At 67.6% G+C, this 18819-nt stretch carries 18 protein-coding genes; 12 read left to right on the top strand and 6 right to left on the bottom strand.

Annotation, left to right across the window (positions count from 1 at the left end; translation table 11 throughout):
* Window positions 1–3: 3 nt before the first annotated feature.
* The 12 genes from folK (at window position 4) to ABL308_13070 (ending at window position 11444) form a co-directional block, all read left to right on the top strand.
* Window positions 4–594, top strand: a complete 591-nt coding sequence (gene folK, locus ABL308_13125) for a 2-amino-4-hydroxy-6-hydroxymethyldihydropteridine diphosphokinase (GenBank protein XBQ15886.1) — start codon at window positions 4–6, stop codon at window positions 592–594.
* 45 nt (window positions 595–639) lie between these two features.
* On the top strand, window positions 640–1011 hold the full coding sequence (gene rpoZ, locus ABL308_13120; GenBank protein ID XBQ15885.1) for a DNA-directed RNA polymerase subunit omega: 372 nt from the start codon (window positions 640–642) through the stop codon (window positions 1009–1011).
* A 3-nt stretch (window positions 1012–1014) separates the two neighbouring features.
* The gene (locus tag ABL308_13115) at window positions 1015–3279 is read left to right on the top strand and encodes a bifunctional (p)ppGpp synthetase/guanosine-3',5'-bis(diphosphate) 3'-pyrophosphohydrolase (GenBank protein XBQ15884.1); all 2265 of its coding nucleotides are present in this window, start codon (window positions 1015–1017) and stop codon (window positions 3277–3279) included.
* A complete protein-coding gene (gene pyrE / locus ABL308_13110; GenBank protein ID XBQ15883.1) occupies window positions 3276–3860 on the top strand; it encodes an orotate phosphoribosyltransferase in 585 nt (194 codons plus the stop codon). Before ABL308_13115 ends, pyrE begins: the two co-directional genes overlap by 4 nt.
* Window positions 3860–4612 (top strand): pyridoxine 5'-phosphate synthase, encoded by a 753-nt coding sequence (locus tag ABL308_13105; protein ID XBQ15882.1) that lies wholly within the window; start codon window positions 3860–3862, stop codon window positions 4610–4612. The genes pyrE and ABL308_13105 overlap by 1 nt, the downstream gene beginning before the upstream one ends.
* Window positions 4609–5010 (top strand): holo-ACP synthase, encoded by a 402-nt coding sequence (acpS, locus tag ABL308_13100; protein ID XBQ15881.1) that lies wholly within the window; start codon window positions 4609–4611, stop codon window positions 5008–5010. The genes ABL308_13105 and acpS overlap by 4 nt, the downstream gene beginning before the upstream one ends.
* Window positions 5007–5693 (top strand): ribonuclease III, encoded by a 687-nt coding sequence (gene rnc / locus ABL308_13095; protein XBQ15880.1) that lies wholly within the window; start codon window positions 5007–5009, stop codon window positions 5691–5693. Before acpS ends, rnc begins: the two co-directional genes overlap by 4 nt.
* A complete protein-coding gene (gene era / locus ABL308_13090) occupies window positions 5686–6603 on the top strand; it encodes a GTPase Era (GenBank protein ID XBQ15879.1) in 918 nt (305 codons plus the stop codon). The genes rnc and era overlap by 8 nt, the downstream gene beginning before the upstream one ends.
* Complete coding sequence (recO, locus tag ABL308_13085) at window positions 6603–7331, top strand: DNA repair protein RecO (GenBank protein XBQ15878.1); 729 nt, start codon at window positions 6603–6605, stop codon at window positions 7329–7331. The genes era and recO overlap by 1 nt, the downstream gene beginning before the upstream one ends.
* Before the next feature lie 126 nt (window positions 7332–7457).
* Window positions 7458–9698, top strand: a complete 2241-nt coding sequence (gene parC / locus ABL308_13080) for a DNA topoisomerase IV subunit A (GenBank protein ID XBQ15877.1) — start codon at window positions 7458–7460, stop codon at window positions 9696–9698.
* A gap of 110 nt (window positions 9699–9808) precedes the next feature.
* Window positions 9809–10366, top strand: a complete 558-nt coding sequence (locus ABL308_13075; GenBank protein ID XBQ15876.1) for a LemA family protein — start codon at window positions 9809–9811, stop codon at window positions 10364–10366.
* 88 nt (window positions 10367–10454) lie between these two features.
* Entirely contained in the window at window positions 10455–11444 is a 990-nt protein-coding gene (locus ABL308_13070) for a M48 family metallopeptidase (protein XBQ15875.1), read from the top strand.
* On the opposite strand, the gene ABL308_13065 is transcribed toward ABL308_13070, so the two are convergent.
* From ABL308_13065 to ABL308_13040, 6 genes are read right to left on the bottom strand one after another with little or no spacing between them, the layout of a single operon-like run.
* A complete protein-coding gene (locus tag ABL308_13065; protein ID XBQ15874.1) occupies window positions 11441–12556 on the bottom strand; it encodes an AI-2E family transporter in 1116 nt (371 codons plus the stop codon). The genes ABL308_13070 and ABL308_13065 overlap by 4 nt on opposite strands.
* Window positions 12549–14123 carry a TRAP transporter large permease subunit gene (locus ABL308_13060; GenBank protein ID XBQ15873.1) on the bottom strand — a complete coding sequence of 525 codons (1575 nt, stop codon included), beginning with the start codon at window positions 14121–14123 and terminating at the stop codon, window positions 12549–12551. Before ABL308_13060 ends, ABL308_13065 begins: the two co-directional genes overlap by 8 nt.
* Window positions 14124–14134: 11 nt before the next feature.
* Window positions 14135–14917, bottom strand: coding sequence for a TRAP transporter small permease subunit (locus ABL308_13055; GenBank protein ID XBQ15872.1), 783 nt, complete (start codon window positions 14915–14917; stop codon window positions 14135–14137).
* Between the two features lie 3 nt (window positions 14918–14920).
* A complete protein-coding gene (locus ABL308_13050) occupies window positions 14921–16042 on the bottom strand; it encodes a TRAP transporter substrate-binding protein (GenBank protein ID XBQ15871.1) in 1122 nt (373 codons plus the stop codon).
* Window positions 16043–16099: 57 nt separating this feature from the next.
* Window positions 16100–16873: an arginyltransferase gene (locus tag ABL308_13045; GenBank protein ID XBQ15870.1), complete on the bottom strand. Its 774-nt coding sequence runs from the start codon at window positions 16871–16873 to the stop codon at window positions 16100–16102.
* Window positions 16874–16896: 23 nt separating this feature from the next.
* A complete protein-coding gene (locus ABL308_13040; protein XBQ15869.1) occupies window positions 16897–18744 on the bottom strand; it encodes an SLC13 family permease in 1848 nt (615 codons plus the stop codon).
* Between the last annotated feature and the right edge of the window lie 75 nt (window positions 18745–18819).

Raw genomic sequence — 18819 nt, 5'->3', positions numbered from 1 at the left:
GTTATGCCTTTCAGTCGAAACGCGGCTTCAAATCACGCTCAGGGACGCATTTACATCGCGCTCGGAGCGAACCAAGCATACCGGGGGGCGGGGCCCCTTGAAAACCTTAATCATGCAATGGGTTTCCTTGGCGCTGCAGGCGTTTCCGCGATCGCCTGCTCACGGCCCTGGCGCACCCCGGCCTGGCCCGATCCGACCGATCCGCCGTTCGTGAACGCCTGCGCGGAAGTGCAGACCGATCTCGGCCCCGAGGCGCTGATGGCGCTGCTGCATGAGACGGAGTCCCGCTTCGGCCGTGTGCGCGGCCGGCGCAACGCGCCGCGGACGCTCGATCTCGACCTGATCGACTATCGCGGCCTTGTGCAGACGCCGGCGGGCGAGGGCGGTCTGGCTTTGCCCCATCCGCGTGCGGCGAGCCGGGTCTTCGTGCTTTTGCCCCTTCGAGACATTGCGCCGAACTGGCGCGATCCGGCGAGCGGTGCTAGCCTGCAAAAGCTGATCGCGGCGACGCCGCAGGCCGACCGGGGCGCATGCCGCCCGGCGGGCGGTGTTTTTTGCGCTGCGCCGCAGCACTTGAAGCGGCCGCGCGCCTAGGCTACTTGCAAGGTTTACGACGTTTCCAAAGGAGCGCTCCCCCTCATGGCCCGCGTCACTGTCGAAGACTGCATCGAGAAGGTCGACAACCGCTTCCAGCTGGTTCTGCTGGCGGCCCATCGCGCGCGGAACATTTCCGCCGGCGCGTCCCTGCTTCTTGATCGCGACAACGACAAGAACCCGGTCGTGGCGCTGCGCGAGATCGCCGAGGACAAGCTCGATCTGGACGCCCTCGGCGAAAGCCTGGTCTCCGGCCTTCAGCGCGTCATCCCCTCCGACGAGGACGAGGATCGCGACGGCCGCGGCGAGCAGAAGGCCGAGGAGCGCCCCGCGCTGCCGCAGCCGGAAATGGACGAAGCCGCCATGCTCAAGGCGCTTCAGTCCGACCGCGACGGGCCGGCCGACGGCCGCCTCTAAGCCGTGAGCGCGCTGGCGACCCCGTCCGCGCCCACGCTTCCCGCCGACGCCATACCGAGCGCCGAGGATCTGGTCGCGCGCGTCCAGTCCTACCACCCGCAGGTCGACGCCGACCTTTTGCGGCGCGCCTACGAGTTCTCCCGCTCCTCCCACGAAGGCCAGACCCGGCATTCTGGCGCGCCGTATTACGGGCACACGGTCGAGGTGGCGATGCTGCTCGCCGAGCTCAGGCTCGATGCGGCGACGATCTGCACGGGGCTGCTGCACGACACGGTCGAAGACACTCCGGCCACGCTTCAGGACATCGAGGATCTGTTCGGCGAGGACGTCGCCCAGCTGGTCGACGGGGTGACTAAGCTCGGCCAAATGCAGCTCAACTCCAAGCGCACCAAGCAGGCGGAGAACCTTCAGAAGCTGGTCGTCGCGATCACCCGGGACGTCCGCGTCCTGCTGGTGAAGCTGTGCGACCGGCTGCACAACATGCGCACGCTGCATTTCGTGCCAAAGCCTGAAAAGCGCGAGCGGATCGCGCGCGAGACGCTGGACATCTACGCCCCGCTCGCGCGCCGGATCGGCGTGAACCGGGTCTGCGTCGAGCTTGAAGACCTCGCCTTCCGCAACATGAACGAGGCGGCCTACGAGTCCATCACGCGCCGCCTCGCCGAGATGCGGATCCAGCGCGCGAACGCCGTGAGCCAGGTCTCCTCCAGCCTCTCCGAACGCCTGACGGACGCAGGGATCGACTGCCGGGTCTTCGGCCGTGAGAAGCGGCCCTATTCGATCTGGCGCAAGCTCGAGAAAAAGGGCGTCAGCTTCGACGAGATCGCCGACATCTACGCCTTCCGTATTCTGGTGGACGATCCGAACGACTGCTACCGCGCGCTCGGCGTGGTGCATCAGACCTGGCGCTGCGTGCCCGAACGTTTCCGCGATTATATCTCGACGCCCAAGCCGAACTCGTATCGCAGCCTTCACACCACCATTATCGGGCCGGGCAATATCCGGGTCGAGCTGCAGATCCGCACCGAAGCGATGGAGCTGGTCGCGGAGACAGGCGTGGCGGCGCACTGGCGTTACAAATCAGGTGGATACCAGTACGATCCTAAAGCCGCGCGTGAAGCGGGCGGCGATCCGCTGGAGCGGCTGCGGCCGTTCGTGGAGATTCTCGAACAGGGCGGGGATCCGGAAGAATTCCTCGAGCACGCCAAGCTCGAAATGTTCGCCAACGAGGTCTACTGCTTCACGCCGAAGGGCGAGCTGATCGCGCTGCCCGGCGGGGCGACCCCGCTCGATTTCGCTTATGCGGTCCATACCGAGCTCGGCCACGCCACGATCGGCGCGAAGATCAACGGCCGCGAGCGGCCGCTGCGCACGCGCCTGAATAACGGCGACATGGTCGAGATCATCAAGGGCGGGGTGCGCCAGCCCCCGGCGGGCTGGGAGGATCTGGTGATCACCGGCCGGGCGCGGGCGGCGATCCGCAAGCTGATCCGCTCGTCTGAAACCGAGGAATTCATCCGCATCGGCAAGGTCATCGCAGAGCACGCCTTCCTGCGCGAGGGCAAGGTTTTCCGCGAGGCGGGGCTTGGCGACGCGCTCAAGCGCCTCGAACTGGAGGGCGTCGAGGACCTCTACCATGCGCTCGGCCGGGGCCGGATCCGGTCCGCCGAGCTGCTTGAAGCGGTCTATCCGGGCTATCGCGAGATGCGCGGCCGGCGGCCCCAGGACAAGGAGCGCATCTCCGACACCAGCGGCGAGCTTTACGTGCACGGCCGCGGCCTGACCCCGGGGGTGAGCCTTCACTTCGCGGGCTGCTGCTCGCCCATGCCGGGCGACCGGATCGTGGGCGTGGTGCGCCCCGGGCGCGGCGTCGAGGTTCACGTCATCGACTGCGAGCGCCTGGCGCGCTTCGACGACGACGAGGAGCTGTCGAACTGGATCGACCTGAAATGGACGCCCGAAGCGAACCATAACGCCGTGTCGGTCGGCCGCATTCACGCCACGGTGCGCAACGAACCCGGCGTGCTCGCCGAACTCGCCAGCGCCGTGGGCGAGGCGGGCGGCAATATTTCCGATGTGAAGACGCTCGAACGCACGCGCGACTTCTTCGCCATGGCCTTCGACGTCGAGGTGTTCGACGCGCGCCACCTGTCCAACATCATCTCCTCGCTGAAGACGTCCGATCGCGTGGTGAGCGTCGAGCGCGCCCGCTTTTCGGTCGACGACACCGCGCCCGAGGACGACCAGACCCCAGCGGAGACCGCATGACCGCCGACGACGTGCTCGCAGAGTTCAAGGACGCAGGCGCCCTGCTCGAAGGCCATTTCATCCTGTCTTCGGGCCTCAGAAGCCCGGTCTTCCTGCAAAAGGCGCTCGTCTTCCGCGACGCCGAGCGGACTGCGCGCCTGTGCAAGGCGCTGGCTGAGAAGATCGAGGCGGCGGGGCTGGGACCCTTCACCGCCATCGTCAGCCCGGCGCTCGGCGGGATCATTCCCGGCTACGAGACCGCCCGGCAGATGAAGCTGCCCTTCCTGTTCGTCGAGCGCGAGGAGGGCGAGTTCGCCCTGCGCCGCGGCTTCGAACTGAACGCCTCGGACCGGGTGCTAGTGATCGAGGACATCGTCACGACGGGGCTCAGCTCGCGCGAATGCATCGCTGCGATCGAAAAGACCGGCGCGAAGGTCGTCGCCGAAGGCTGCCTGGTGGACCGCTCCGGCGGCAAGGCGCAGGTGGGCGCGCCGCTGGTCGCGCTCGCCACGGTGAGCTTTCCCGCCTATCCGGCCGACCAGCTGCCGCCTGAACTCGAGCGCATCCCCGCGATGAAGCCCGGCAGCCGGGGGCTCGCGTGATGGAGTACTGCCGCCTCGGCCTGAACATCGACCACGTCGCGACGATCCGGAACGCGCGCGGCGGCGCGCACCCCGATCCCGCGCGCGCTGCGGCGATGGCGAAGAAGGCCGGCGCGGACGGGCTCACCGTGCATCTGCGCGAGGATCGACGCCACATCCGCGACGCCGATCTCGAGGCGATCCGGTCTGCGAGCGATCTGCCGATCAATCTCGAAATGGCCGCGACCGACGAAATGGTTTCGATCGCCGAGCGCTTCGGCCCGCATGCGGCCTGCCTCGTCCCTGAAAAGCGCGAGGAGCGGACCACCGAAGGCGGGCTCGACGTCGCGCGCCTTCACAATGAGGTCGGCCCGGTGGTCGAGCGCCTGGCGCATGCGGGCTGCCGCGTTTCGCTCTTCATCGAACCCGACCCGGTCCAGATCGCCGTCGCCGAAGTGCTCGGCGCGCCGGTGGTGGAGCTTCACACCGGACGTTACGCCGAGCTCGATTTCGCCGGCGACGTCGAGGGCGCGCGGGCGGAGATCGAGCGCATCGCGGCCGCCGCCGCCGAAGCGCGCAGGCGCGGGATCGAGCCGCACGCCGGTCACGGGCTGACCTTTGCGAACGTCAAGCCGATCGCGGCGATCCCCGAAATCGCCGAGCTCAATATCGGCCATTTCCTGATCGGCGAAGCGATCTTCATCGGGCTGGACGCTGCGGTCAGGCGCATGCGCGAGCTGATCGCCGAAGCCCGGCGCGAGGCGGCGGCGTGATCGTCGGAATCGGCAGCGATCTCATCGATATCCGGCGCATCGAACGGTCCGTCGAACGCTTCGGGGACCGCTTCCTCAATCGCGTCTTCACCGAGGGCGAGCGCGCCAAGGCGGAGTCCCGCCGCCGCAGCGTGGACACCTACGCCAAGCGCTTCGCGGCCAAGGAAGCCTGCGCCAAGGCGCTCGGCACCGGCATCTATCGCGGCGTGACGTGGAAACAGATGGAAGTGATCAATCTGCGCGGCGGCAAGCCGACGCTGAAGCTCACCGGCGCTGCGGCCGAACGGCTCGCCGAACTCGCGCCTGCGCCGCTTCAGACGCGCATCCATGTCACGCTGACCGATGATCATCCCTGGGCGCAAGCCTTCGTCGTGATCGAGGCGCTCGACCCGTCATGAGCGATCGTTTGGCCCTGTTCGAAAAGCGGATCGACCACCGGTTCGAGGACCGCGCTTTGCTCGAGCGCGCGCTCACCCACGCCTCGCACGGGGACGGTCGCTCGCGCTCGGCCAGCAACGAGCGCCTGGAATTTCTCGGCGACCGGGTGCTCGGCCTGATGGCGGCCGAAACCCTGTTTGCGACCTTCGAGGGCGTGGACGAGGGCGGTCTCGCTCATCGGCTCAACGCGATCGTCAACAAGGACGCCTGCGCGCGCGCCGCCCGGCGCTGCGGCCTGGGCGAGGCGATCCGTCTGAGCCCGGCTGAGGAGCGCCTCGGCGGCCGGGAGAAGCCCTCGATCCTCGCCGACGCCTGCGAGGCTGTGATCGGGGCGCTGTTCCTGGACGGCGGGCTTGAAGCTGCGCGCGCCTTCTTCGACACCTACTGGGCCGATGAGATCGAGGGGCTGCGCAAGCGCCCGAAAGATGCGAAGTCCGCGCTTCAGGAATGGGCCGCAGCCCAGGGGCTCGGCGTTCCGCAATACGAGACGCTCGGCCAGAAAGGCCCCGATCACCGGCCCGTGTTCGAGGTCGAGGTCCGGGTCGAGGGGCTTTCGCCGATGCGCGGCGAGGGCGGATCGAAACAGGCCGCTCAGCGCGCGGCCGCAGACGCGCTGCTCAAACGGGAGAAGGCTCATGGCTGAGCCCACACGCGCCGGCTTCGTCGCCGTCGTCGGCGCGCCGAACGCCGGAAAATCCACGCTGGTGAACGCGCTCGTCGGCCGCAAGGTCTCGATCGTCACGCCGAAGGTTCAGACCACGCGCTTCAACGTGCGCGGCGTGATGATGCGCGACAGCGCGCAGATCGTGCTGGTCGACACGCCCGGCGTGTTCAGCCCGCGCCGCCGGCTCGACCGGGCCATGGTCGCCGCCGCCTGGGAAGGCGCGACCGATGCGGACGCGATCGTCCATGTCGTCGATGCGGCCGCTCAGCTGAAAGGCCAAGGCCGCACGGTGGAGGATGTCGAGCGTGTGATCGAGGGCTTGCGCACGCATGAGTTCAAGGCCGTACTCGTTTTGAACAAGATCGATCTCGTCAAGCGCGACCAGCTTCTCGCTTTGTCCCAAAGTCTCTATGAAACAGGGGTTTATAGCGACGTCTTCATGATCAGCGCGAGCAACGGCGACCGCATCGAAGACCTTGCGACTTTCCTCGGCAAGGCGATGCCCGAAAGCCACTGGCTTTACCCCGAAGACCAGATCGCGGACCTGTCCGAGCGCCTGCTGGCCGCTGAGATCACCCGCGAAAAGCTCTATCTCCGCGTCCATGACGAACTGCCCTACGGCCTTCATGTCGAGACCGACAGCTTCAAGGAGCTCAAGGGCGGCGACGTGCGGATCGAGCAGACGATTTATGTCGAGCGCGAGGGCCACAAGCCGATCATCCTGGGCAAGGGCGGGCAGACGGTGAAGTGGATCTCGACAGCGGCGCGCACCGACATCGAGGCGCTCCTCGACCGCAAGGTTCACCTTTTCCTGTTCGTGAAGGTGCGCCCGAACTGGGGCGAGGAGCGGGCGCGCTACGCCCCGCTCGGACTTGATTTCGACGCCTGATGGAGTGGTCGGGCTCAGGCCGGATCCTCGCCGTGCGCCCGCACGGTGAGACGAGCGCGGTCGTCGAGCTTCTCACCTCCGACCAGGGCCGGCACGCAGGCCTGGTCCGCGGCGGGCGGTCGCGTGCACTCCGGCCCGTTTTGCAGCCAGGAAACCGGGTGAGGGCGGTCTGGCGCGCCCGGCTCGAAGATCATCTGGGAAGCTTTCAGGTCGAGGCCGAAGACCTCTCCGCTGGTCACCTGATGGAAGATCCGCTCGCGCTGTCGGGCCTCAACGCCGCCTGCGCCATGGCTTCGCTCTGCCTGCCCGAGCGCGAAGCCCATCCGGCCGTCGCCGAAGCCTTTGAAGTGCTGATCTCCGCCCTCGACGATCCCGAACTCTGGCCGGCGCTCTATGTGCGGTGGGAGGCGGGTCTGCTGGCGGACCTGGGCTACGGCGTCGATTTCCGGCGCTGCGCAGCGACGGGCCAGACCCACGACCTCGTCTATGTCAGCCCGAAATCAGGCCGGGCGGTCAGCGCCGAGGCCGGCAAACCCTACCACGACAAGATGCTGGCGCTTCCCGGCTTTCTCGTCGGCTCGGGCGCGGTGGAGCCCGGCGCGGTCGCCGCAGGCCTGAAGCTCACCGCCCATTTCATCGACCGCCGCGTCCTCTGGCCCGCCGACAAGCGCCTGCCGGACGCCCGCGCCAGAATGATCGAGCGGCTGGAGGCGGCGGGGCTGCTATAGGGCGGCGCTCCGCACCCCACCGCTTCATCCGCCTGTGCAAAACCCCTGCAGCCGCTGGCGACGGGGCGGCGTGCGACCGCCTATACTGAGCGCTGAACGAATCACGAAAGCGGCACGGGCGGCGTCATGGGCGAGCAGTTCACCGGCGAGGGCGGACGGATTTTCGAGCAGGGCTTCGACGAAGCGCTGAGCTCGCGCTATCTGGCCTATGCGCTGTCGACCATCACCCAGCGGGCGCTGCCCGACGCGCGCGACGGGCTGAAGCCGGTCCATCGCCGGCTGCTCTACGCCATGCGGCTCTTGAAGCTCGACCCCGAGGCGGCGTTCAAGAAGTCCGCGCGCGTGGTCGGCGACGTGATCGGCCGCTTCCACCCTCACGGTGATCAGGCGGTCTACGAGGCGCTCGTCCGTCTCGCGCAGGATTTCGCCAGCCGCTACCCGCTGGTCGAGGGGCAGGGCAATTTCGGCAATGTCGACGGCGACGGCGCGGCGGCCATGCGATACACCGAGGCGCGCCTGACCGAAGCCGCCCAGCTGCTGCTCAAGGACTACGACGCGGGCACGGTCGATTTTCGCGAGACGTATGACGGCGAGGATTCCGAGCCGATCGTGCTGCCGGCCGCCTTCCCGAACCTTCTGGCGAACGGCTCGGCCGGCATCGCGGTGGGCATGGCGACGAACATCCCGCCCCATAACGCCGCCGAGCTGTGCGATGCGGCGCGCCACCTCATCAAGACGCCGAACGCGAAGACCGAGACGCTGCTCAATTACGTGCAGGGACCTGATTTCCCGACCGGCGGAATTTGCGTCGAACCGCGCGAAAGCATGCTCGACGCCTACGAGACCGGGCGCGGCGGATTCCGCCTGCGCGCGCGGTGGGAGAAAGAGGATCTGGGCCGGGGCCAGTGGCAGATCGTGGTCACCGAGATCCCCTATCTCGTCCAGAAGGCCAAGCTGATCGAGCGCATCGCCGCGCTTCTTGAAGGCAAGAAGCTGCCGCTGCTCGCCGACGTGATGGACGAAAGCGCGGAAGACATCCGCCTGGTCTTCGAGCCGAAGAGCCGGACGATCGATCCCGAGCTTCTGATGGAGAGCCTGTTCAAGCTCACCGATCTGGAGGTCCGCTTCGCGCTGAACCTCAACGTGCTCGATCCGCGCGGCGCGCCGCGTGTGGTGGGCTTACGCGAGGCGCTGCAGATCTGGCTCGACCATCGCCGCGTCGTGGTCCGCCGGCGCGCGGAAAAGCGGCTGGAGCAGGTGACCGACCGGCTCGAAGTGCTGGCCGGCTACATGATCGCCTTCCTCAATCTCGACGAAGTGATCCGGATCATCCGCTATGAGGATCATCCCAAGGAGGAGCTGATCAAGGCGTTCAAGCTGAGCGACCGGCAGGCCGAGGCGATCCTCAACATGCGACTGCGCTCCTTGCGCAAGCTCGAGGAGATGGAGATCCGCGCCGAGGAGGAGCGCCTCCAGGCCGAGCGCGACGAGCTGACCGCGCTGATCGGCGACGAGGCGCTGCAGTGGAAGAAGGTCGACGAGGAAGTCGCCGAGGTGAAGAAGCGCTTCGGTCCGAACACCACGATCGGCAAGCGCCGCACCGACTTCGCCGACGCGCCCGCCGCCGACCTCGCCGACGCGGTGGAGGAAGCGCTGATCGCGCGCGAGCCGGTTACGGTCGTGCTGTCGAAAATGGGCTGGATCCGTGCGCTGAAGGGCCATGTCGACGACCTGTCGGGGCTCAAGCACAAGGACGGCGACGAAACGCTGTTCGCAGTGAAGGCCGAGACGACCGACAAGCTTCTGATGTTCACGACCGACGGGCGGTTCTACACGCTCGACGCCTCCAAGCTGCCCGGCGGGCGGGGCTTCGGCGAGCCGGTCCGGCTGATGGTCGATCTCGATGAGGCCGCCGAGCCGATCGCGCTGTTCCGCTACGAGCCTGAGCGCAAGCTGCTGATCGCGCAGACCTCCGGGCACGGCTTCCTGGTGTCGGAGAAGGACCTGCCTGCCTCCAAGCGGGCCGGCCGCCAGGTGCTGAACGTGCAGTCCGGCGAAAAGGCGATGGCCGCGATCGCGGCGGCCGGCGACCGTGTCGCGGTGATCGGCAAGAACGGCAAGCTCTTGGTCTTCCCGCTTGACGAGATCCCGGAGATGACCCGCGGCAAGGGCGTGCGCCTGCTCGGCGGCAAGGGCGGCGAGATCGCCGACATCGCCGTGTTCGACAGCAGCGAAGGCCTGGTGCGGATCGACCCGGCCGGCCGGCGTCACCCGGTCGAGCAATGGAAGCTCTACGAGGCCAGGCGCGCCCAGGCCGGCCGCATGGCGCCGCGCGGGTTTTCGTCGAAGACCTTCGACGCGCGCTAGGGTCTGATCAAGCAAACTCCGACGCTGCGCGTTGGCGAGCGGAGCGAAGCTGGGGTAAAGCGGTAGGGACGGAACACGGGGCGCGGCGCGCCCGAGCGGGAGCGGAGCGTATGGAACTGATCATTCTGGGCCTGATCGTGCTGGTCGGCCTCGTCGTCGTCCTCATCTACAACCGGCTCGTCGCGCTCAGGCAGACCACGCGCCAGGCCTGGGGCGACATCGACGTGCAGCTGAAACAGCGTCACGACCTGGTGCCGAACCTGGTGGAGACGGTGAAGGGCTACGCCAGCCACGAGAAAGAGACGCTCGAACGCGTCGTTCAGGCGCGCCAGCAGGCGGTCGACGCAGGCTCCACCAAGGAGCTCGCCCAGGCCGAGAACATGCTGTCGGGCGCGCTGCGCCAGCTCTTCGCGCTGTCCGAAGCCTATCCCGACCTCAAGGCGAACCAGAACTTCCTGTCGCTGCAGAACGAGCTCGCCGATCTCGAGAACAAGATCGCCGCGGCCCGGCGCTTCTTCAACAACGCGGTGGCCGAGTACAACACCGCGATCGAGCAGTTTCCCGCCGTGGTGCTGGCGAACTCCTTCGGCTTCAAGTCCGAGGAGTTCTTCGAGGTGGCCGCGTCCGAACGCGCCCGCGTCGACGCCGGCCCGCAGGTGAAGTTCTAGGGCCGATGAAGCGCACGCCGGCCTTTTCCCTCCCCCGAGGGGGAGGGAGGGGCGCCTCGGCGCGCGCCAGCCGTCTCGGAGCGGGCGCATGACCGCGATCGGTCTGCGCACCCATATCTGGAACAATAATCTCAAGAGCCTCGCCCTGATGGCGGGGTTTCCAGTGCTTTTGCTGGCGCTGACCTATGCGGTCATCCTGCTGCTCATCGGGTATGGCGCGCTCGAAGGCGGGAGGTTCGCGCTCGCCGATCAGCACCGGCTGGCGCTCAGCTATACGATGCAGGCCGCGCCTTTTGCGGTCGCCGCAGCTTTCGTCTGGTTTCTCGCCGCCTGGTTCTGGCACCAGGCGATCATCGACCGCGCCGCCGGCGCCCGCCGGGTCGAGCGCGAAGCCGAACCGCGGCTCTACAACCTCCTTGAAAATCTTTGCATTTCGCGCGGGCTGACCATGCCTTCGCTCAGGATCATCGAAAGCGGCGCGCTGAACGCCTATGCGTCCGGGCTCAGCGAGAAGAGCGCGGCGATCACGGTCACGCGCGGGCTTATCGACACGCTCGACGACGCCGAGCTCGAAGCGGTCCTCGCCCATGAGCTCAGCCATGTGCGAAACCGCGACGTCCGGCTTCTGGTGATCGCGGTGATCTTCGTCGGCATCATCTCGTTCGTCGGCGAGATCCTCACGCGCGGCGTGCTGCGAGGTTCGGCCGCCCGGCTCGGCGGGGCGCGCCGGGGCAAGTCGGGCAATGCGGGCGTGATCCTGCTGATCGCGCTCGGGATCGTCGCGCTGAGCTGGGTGCTGGCGATCGTCATCCGCTTCGCCATGTCGCGCTCTCGCGAATACATGGCCGACGCCGGCGCGGTCGAACTCACCAAAAACCCCGAAACGATGATCTCCGCGCTCGAAAAGGTTTCCGGCCGTAGCGCGGTGAAGGACGCGCCGCGCGAACTCAGACAGATGTTCCTGCATGACGACAGCGCAGGATTCATGGGCCTGTTCATGACCCATCCGCCGATCGAAAAGCGGATCGACGCCCTGCGCGCCTACGCCGGCGCCGCGCCGCCTCTGGCCACCGCCTAGCCCTTTTCGTCCTCGTCATCGCCGCGATGGGGGATCGGCTCGCTGGGCGCGAGCAGGCCCTTGAAGCTTTCCGCGTAGATATACCAGGCCGAGGTGAAGAGCGCGGCGATCACCGGGCCGACGATGATGCCCACCGCGCCGAACAGGGTGAGACCCCCCAGCGTGGAGAGCAGCACCATCAGGTCGCTCATCTTCGCGTCCTGACCCACCAGAACCGGGCGCAGCAGATTGTCGACGACGCCCACCACCGCCGCGCCCCAGGCGAAGAGCGCGACAGCGGGCACCTGCTCGCCGTTCACCCAGAGCCAGATCGAGGCGGGAAGCCAGACGAGCGGCGGGCCGACGCCCGGAATGACCGACAGCACACCTGCGATCGCGCCCCAGAAGGCTGCGCCCGGCACGCCGGCCACGGCCAGCGCGCCGCCGGTGAGCGCGCCCTGGATGATGGCGATGACGAAGGTGCCTTTCACCGTCGCCCGGATCGTGGAGAGCGTGCGCTCGGCCAGAAGGTCGCGGTCGTCGGGCTGCATGGGCAGAAGCGCCAGGGCGTATTTCAGCGCCCGCGGGCCCGAGGTCAGAAGGTAGAACAGTGCGAAAAGCAGGATGACGACGTTGAGGAAGAAGCTCAGCGCGCCGCCCGTCGCCCGCCGCACGCCGCCCACCAGAATGCCGCCGAGCCCGGAGACCGCTTCGCCGAGCCGGGCGGCCATCTGCTCCTGATAGGGGGCCAGCGCGTCGCGGAAGGGGACCCAGTCAGGAAGGCCCGCGAAGCCTTCGGCCCGGAACGCGCGGATCTGCTCCTGCACCCAGGGGATCACCGTCTGGCCGACATCGACCGCCTGTTCGGCGACCAGCGCGAGGATCGCCAGAAGCGGCAGCAGCACCAGGAACAGCGTGACGATCAGCACCATGCTCGCCGCGAGCTTGTCGCGTCCGCCGAAGAGCTTTGAAAAGAAAAGCTGCATCGGGAAGACGAAGATCGCGAGCACCGCCGCGAGGAAGAGCGCGCTCAGGAAAGCCTTGATCATCCACAGGAAGACGCCCGTCAGCAGCAGAGCGAGCGCTGCGATGAAGGTCCTCTGAAGCGACAGTCGGCGGGCGTTGTCAGTCATAGAGTGCGTTCGGCAGGGCCGTGGCGAGCCAGGGCAGGGCGGCGACGGCGGCGATCATCAGAAGCTGTATGATGACGAAAGGCGCAGCGCCGCGATAGATCGCCCCTGTCTTCACCTCTTTGGGCGCGACGCCCCGGAGATAGAACAGCGCGAAGCCGAAGGGCGGGGTCAGGAAGCTGGTCTGAAGGTTGAGCGCCATCAGAACGCCGAGCCAGACGGGATCGACCCCCATCATCAGAAGGATCGGCGCGACGATCGGGACCACCACGAAGGTGATCTCGATGAAATCGAGGAAGAAGCCCAGAAGGAACATCACCAGCATGACCACCGCGAGCGCACCGAACACGCCGCCGGGCACGGCTTCGAGCGCATGGCGGACGCTCTCGTCCCCGCCGAGCTCGCGGAAGACCAACGCGAAGAGGCTCGCGCCGATCAGGATCACGAACACCATGGCGCTGATCTGCGCGGTCGCCTTCATCACCGCGTCCAGAACGCCGGAGCGGAACAGCCGCACCAGCGCCCAGACGCCTCCGGCCGCGGCGATTGCGGCGAGCGCGTAGGCGATGACGAGCCCGGTTCCCGACGCGCCGGACCTGAGATCGAAGATCAGCGGCGTGGCGATCAGGCAGAGCAGGGCGGCCGCCGAAACCCCCACGACGATCCTGCCCCGCACCGGATTGGTCTTCACCCCGGCGTTGCGGAAGCCAGCGAGCAGGGTCGCGCCGACCGCGCCGACGCCGGCGGCTTCTGTGGGCGTGGCGAGCCCGCCCAGGATCGAGCCGAGCACGGCGATGATCAGCACCAGCGGCGGGACGAGCGCGGCGAGGATCTTGCCCCAGTCCGCTTTCAGCTCCTCGCGCGGGATGGCCGGCGCGGCGGAGGGTCTGAGGATCGCGGTCCCGACCTGATAGCCGACATAGATCAGCACGAGGATCAGGCCGGGGATCAGCGCGCCGGCGAACAGATCGCCGACCGAGACGATGTCGGGTGAGAATATGCCCTGGGCGCGTTGCGCCTCGGCGTAGGCCGAGCTCAGCTGATCGCCCAGCAGGACCAGAACGATCGAGGGCGGGATGATCTGCCCCAGCGTGCCGGCCGCGGCGATCGAGCCCGAGGCGAGCGCGGGATCGTAGCCCCGCTTGAGCATGGTCGGCAGCGAGAGGAGCCCCATCGTCACGATCGTGGCCCCGACGATGCCGGTCGAGGCGGCGAGCAGGGCGCCGACCACCACGACTGAAATGCCGAGCCCGCCCCGCATCGTGCCGAACAGCGCGCCCATCGCTTCGAGGAGTTCCTCGGCGATGCGGGATTTTTCCAGCATGACGCCCATGAAGACGAAGAGCGGCACCGCCACGAGGATGGATTTGTCCATCTCCATGATGTTGCCGTAGATGCGCTGCGGGAAGGCGCGCAGATGCAGCGGGTCGAAGATGTCGAGCGCCAGGCCCAGAAGCGCGAAGGCGATGCCTACGCCGGCCAGGCTGAACGCGACCGGATAACCGCGCAGCAGCGCAGCGAACGCCGCGATGAACATCAGGAAGGGCAGGATTTCCAGAAACAGCGCCACGCCCGCCCCCCCTAGAGTTCTTTATCGCCGGCGTTCTCACCGGTCGCGGGGGCCTGCCGGCCCGACAGGGTGAGAGCGGCGCGGGCGGCCATGGACAGGCCCTGAAGGATCATCATCACCGCAAACAGCGGGATCGCGGTCTTCAGAAGGAAGACCAGAGGCAGGCCGTCGCTCTCCCGCGAGCGCTCGAGAATGCGCCAGGCCCCGCCGACATAGGAACGCGAGGTCTCTAGGATCAGCCAGCTCATCGGAATGAGCGCCAGATACGTGCCGAACAGATCGGTCCAGGCCCGCCCGCGCGCCTTGAGTTTGGAATAGAGGATGTCGACCCGCACATGCCCGCCGGTCAGAAGCGCGGCCGCGCTCGACAGGAGGAATAGGATCGAGTGCAGATAGATCACGCTCTCCTGCAGCACCGTGATCGAGACGCCGAACACGTAGCGCTGGATCACGATGATGGCAGTGATCAGGACCAGCGCCAGCCCGGCCCAGCGGACCGCGTCGGCGACGGTGATCGAGATCGCGTCGATCGTCTTCGCACCGGCGCTGAGGAAACCGGCGACCGGATCGGGCAGGCCGGCGAAACGGCCCCAGAGCGCGGCGGCGAGCGGCAGCAGGATGAGCGGTGAAAGGACTAGGCCGATCCAGCCGATCACCCGGCCGGCGGTCAGCCCGATCGCCGACAGGTTCGCAGACAGCCAGCCGCCGAGCGCGCCTGAGCTCGCCGCGTCGGCCGCGACGCCGGCGACGCTCGCCGCGATGATCGCGATGAGAAGGACGTCGCCGGCCCGCATCGCTTAGCGCCCGAGGACCAGTTCGCGTTTCTGGTAGTAGGGCGCGTCGGAGACGTTCGCCCAGTCGCGGCCCAGACGCCGGGTCTGCAGATAGCTGTCATAGACCCTGCGGGTCAGCGGATCGGCGTTCGCGGTGTCGGCGACCACCTGCTCGGCGATGCGGCCGACCTCGCGCCAGATCTCGTCGGAGAAGCTTCTGAGCTGCACGCCGTGCTCGCCCGTCAGCGTGCGGAGCGCCAGGCCGTTCTGATAGGTGAATTCCGCCAGCGACTGGTTGTTCGCCGCACGGCACGCGGAGCGCACGATCGCCTGCTGGTCGGCGGGAAGCCCGTCCCAGACGCCGCGATTGATGCCGACCGCCAGCGCCGATCCCGGCTCGTGGAAGCCCGGGCCGTAATAGAAGGGGGCTTCGCGGTAGAAGCCGAAGGCGAGATCATTCCAGGGGCCGACCCATTCGGTCGCGTCGATCGCGCCGGACTGAAGCGACTGGTAGATCTCCCCGCCTGAAAGCGCGACCGCCGCGCCGCCGAGCTCGCGGATCACCGCGCCACCAAGACCCGGGATGCGCATCCTCAGGCCGCGGAAGTCTTCGAGCGTGTTGACCTCGCGCTTGAACCAGCCGCCCATCTGGTGGCCGGTGTTGCCGGCCTGGAAGGCGATGATGTTGAACTGGCCGGCGAGCTCGTTCCACAGCTCCTGGCCGCCGCCGTACTCCACCCAGGCCATGATCTCGTAGGCGGTCATGCCCATCGGGACCGAGCAGAAGAAGTTGTAGGCGGGCGAGCGGCCCTGCCAGTAATACTCGGCGGCGTGGTACATGTCCGCCACGCCGTTGGAGACCGCGTCGAACACTTCGAACGCGCCGACGATCTCGCCCGCGCCGTAGACGTCGACCTCGAGCGCGCCGCCGCTCATTTCCCCGATCAGCTGTGCAGTCCGCTCAGCCGCGGTCCCCAGCCCCGGAAAGCCGGCCGGCCAGGTGGTGACCATGCGCAGCTTGCGGGTGCGGCCGCGATTGACTGCGGGCGCTGCCGGCGCGGTCTGCTCTGCGCCTTCCTGGGAACAGGCCGAAGCGGCGCCCGCGGCGACCACGGCGGCCCCGGACAGAAATGTGCGGCGATCCATGTTTTTCTCCCCCTGAAGCGCGTTGCGGCTCTGCGTCCGTCTTGCGCGCCGTTTAGATCATTCGAATCGTGCGCCGTCGAGCGGCAGTGGCGTGTCGGACGCGGCCTCCTCGTCGGATAGACGCCGCCAGCCCGCCGGCTCGAGAATCTCCAGCGGCCGGTAACGCGCCTTGTATTCCATCTTCGGGCTGCCTTGCACCCAGTAGCCGAGATAGACGTAAGGAAGGCCTTCTGCACGGGCGCGCTCGACATGGTCGAGAATGATGTAGGCGCCGAGGCTGCGGGCGGGCAGCTCGGGCTCGAAGAAGCTGTAGACCAGCGACCAGCCGTCCGCGAGCCGGTCGGCGAGCACGGCGGCGACGAGCGCGCCGTCGGCGTCGCGATACTCCACGATCTCGGTGCGCTGCGCGCCTTCCTCGATCATCCCGGCGAAATCGAAGAAATCCATGCCCGCCATGTCGCCGTCGCCATGGCGCATCTCCAGATACCGTGTGAGCAGGGCGAACTGCTCGGGCGTGGCTTCGGCGTGGCGTGGCAGGCGCAGGAGGTCGGCGTTGCGCTTGATCGCGCGTTTCTGGCTTTTCGACGCCTTGAACTCGCTGACCGGAATGCGCGCCGAGCGGCAGGCCGAGCAGCGCTCGCAGGCCGGCCGGTAGAGAATCGATTGCGAACGCCGGAAGCCGGCATGGGTGAGCGCGTCGTTCAGCGCCGGGCCGTCGCCGAGTTCGAGCTTGGTGAACACCTTGCGCTCCATCCGGCCGGGCAGGTACGGGCACGGCGAGGGCGCGGTCAGGAAGAACGGCAGCTGTTTGGCGGCGAACGGACGGGTCACGGCCTCGACTCTCCTGTCATGGCTCAGCTTAACCCGCCAGCGCCGATCGAGAAACTCACACCGACGTAGATCGTGAAGACCGCCCACACCAGCAAGGAGAGCGGCGCGCCGGCGCGGATGAAGTCTGCAAACCGGTACTTGCCCGGCCCCATGACCAGAAGATTGGTCTGATACCCGATCGGGGTGGCGAAACAGGTGTTCGCCGCAAACAGAACCGTCAGGGCGAACATGTGCGGATCAGCGCCGGTCTGCGCCGCAGCCCCCACCGCGATCGGGGTGAACAGGATCGCGGTGGCGTTGTTCGAAAGCACGTTGGTGAGCACCATCACCAGGAAGAACAGGGCGGACAGCAACGCGGTCGCTCCGAAAGGCTCGAACACCGTAACCACCGAAAACGCCAGAACGTTCGCCGCCCCGCTGGCGTCCATCGCCTCGCCCAGCGCGAACGCCGAGCCGATCAAGAGGAAGAGCTTGAGGTCCACCGCGCGCGCGGCCTGGCGCACGTTCAGGCAGCCGGTCGCGATCATCGCCGTCGCCCCCAGGATCGAGGAGACCACGATCGGCAGGATCCCGCTCGCCGCCAGCACCACCACGCCCAGAAGGATCAGGCGCGCCATCGCCGCCTTGCGGATGTCGGGCAGGTCGCTGGTCGCCCATTCCATCAGCAGCACGTCACGGTCTGCGCGCAGGCTCTTCATCGCGTCCGCCGAGCCGAACAGCAAAAGCACGTCGCCGGCTTCGAGCCGGATCTCGCCCATGCGCGCACGCAGCATGCGCGAGCGGCGCTGAACCCCCAGAACGATCGCGCCGACAGAATGGCGAAAGCCGATCTGCCGGATGGTCCGCCCGATCAGCCGCGAGCCCGGCGAGACCACCGCTTCGGTCAGCGCCAGCCGCTCGCCGGGCGTCGGCGCGTCCCTGGGCCCGGCCGAGCGCAGCACGCCGCGCACGAATTCGGGACGGCTCGACAAAAGCTCGGTCAGGCGTTTTCTGGTGGCCGCGACGATGACGAGATCACCGGGCTGCAGCTCGATATCGTCATAGGGCGGAAGGAAGGCCTGCTCGCCGCGCTGGATCATGCGCACGGTCATGTCCTGAAGATCGGGGAAGAGGCCGGCGACCGGCTTTTGCCCCGCCAGCGGATGGCCCGCGTTCACCTCGATCTGGGCGATGTACTGCTTGCCCGCGCTGCCGGCGAACTCGGTCTCCATGTCCGCCCGCTGCGGGGTCAGGCGCGGCAGGATGAAGGCGATGTACAGAAGGCCCGGCACGGCCAGGAAGAGACCCGGGATCAGCGGATCGAAAAAGCCGATCGACTCGCCGGTCGCCTCCCTCAGCGAATCCGAGACCAGAAGGTTGGTCGACGAGCCGATGAGCGTGGTCATCCCGGCGAAGATGCACACGAAGCTCAGCGGCATCATGAAGCTCGACGGCGAGCCCTTCATGCGCGCCGCGATCGCCGCGAGGATCGGTATGAACATCACCACGACGGGGGTGTTGTTGATGAAGGCCGAGACCACGAAGACCAGCGCGAAGATCGCCACGATCGTCAGAAGCGGCCGCACGTCGAACATCGACAGAAGCGCCCGGGTGGGGCCGTCCAGGGCGCCGGTGTGGAAGATGCCCTGACCGACGATCAACAGCGCCATGATGGTCAGGAGCGCAGGGTTCGCGAACCCCGCCAGGATCTCGCCCGCGCCAGGGCCTTGCGCCCGGCCGAAGAGCTCGAAGAAGACGAGCACGCCGCAGACGATGGCCGCCGAGACCAGCTCGAGCGAGAACCGCTCCCAGCAATAGAATACGATCGCCACGCCGACCCCGGCGAGGACCGCCCACATTCGCCAGTCGCTGAGCGCTGCGAGGTCTTCCATGGCCTCCCGCCGGTCTGCTCCGCGCGGCGAAGCCCGCGCGAGCGAACGACCTTAGCGAGGTTCAGCCGGGCTCTG

This window comes from Oceanicaulis sp. (assembly GCA_040112665.1).
Taxonomy (GTDB): domain Bacteria; phylum Pseudomonadota; class Alphaproteobacteria; order Caulobacterales; family Maricaulaceae; genus Oceanicaulis.
This window is presented reverse-complemented; position numbering and strand designations above follow the sequence as displayed.

Excerpts from the sequence above, each read along its gene's own strand:
- folK (XBQ15886.1), top strand. The coding sequence starts at position 4 with ATGCCTTTCAGTCGAAACGCGGCTTCAAATCACGCTCAGGGACGCATT.
- rpoZ (XBQ15885.1), top strand. The coding sequence starts at position 640 with ATGGCCCGCGTCACTGTCGAAGACTGCATCGAGAAGGTCGACAACCGC.
- pyrE (XBQ15883.1), top strand. The coding sequence starts at position 3,276 with ATGACCGCCGACGACGTGCTCGCAGAGTTCAAGGACGCAGGCGCCCTG.
- ABL308_13105 (XBQ15882.1), top strand. The coding sequence starts at position 3,860 with ATGGAGTACTGCCGCCTCGGCCTGAACATCGACCACGTCGCGACGATC.
- rnc (XBQ15880.1), top strand. The coding sequence starts at position 5,007 with ATGAGCGATCGTTTGGCCCTGTTCGAAAAGCGGATCGACCACCGGTTC.
- era (XBQ15879.1), top strand. The coding sequence starts at position 5,686 with ATGGCTGAGCCCACACGCGCCGGCTTCGTCGCCGTCGTCGGCGCGCCG.
- recO (XBQ15878.1), top strand. The coding sequence starts at position 6,603 with ATGGAGTGGTCGGGCTCAGGCCGGATCCTCGCCGTGCGCCCGCACGGT.
- parC (XBQ15877.1), top strand. The coding sequence starts at position 7,458 with ATGGGCGAGCAGTTCACCGGCGAGGGCGGACGGATTTTCGAGCAGGGC.
- ABL308_13075 (XBQ15876.1), top strand. The coding sequence starts at position 9,809 with ATGGAACTGATCATTCTGGGCCTGATCGTGCTGGTCGGCCTCGTCGTC.
- ABL308_13070 (XBQ15875.1), top strand. The coding sequence starts at position 10,455 with ATGACCGCGATCGGTCTGCGCACCCATATCTGGAACAATAATCTCAAG.
- ABL308_13065 (XBQ15874.1), bottom strand. The coding sequence starts at position 12,556 with ATGACTGACAACGCCCGCCGACTGTCGCTTCAGAGGACCTTCATCGCA.
- ABL308_13055 (XBQ15872.1), bottom strand. The coding sequence starts at position 14,917 with ATGCGGGCCGGCGACGTCCTTCTCATCGCGATCATCGCGGCGAGCGTC.
- ABL308_13050 (XBQ15871.1), bottom strand. The coding sequence starts at position 16,042 with ATGGATCGCCGCACATTTCTGTCCGGGGCCGCCGTGGTCGCCGCGGGC.
- ABL308_13040 (XBQ15869.1), bottom strand. The coding sequence starts at position 18,744 with ATGGAAGACCTCGCAGCGCTCAGCGACTGGCGAATGTGGGCGGTCCTC.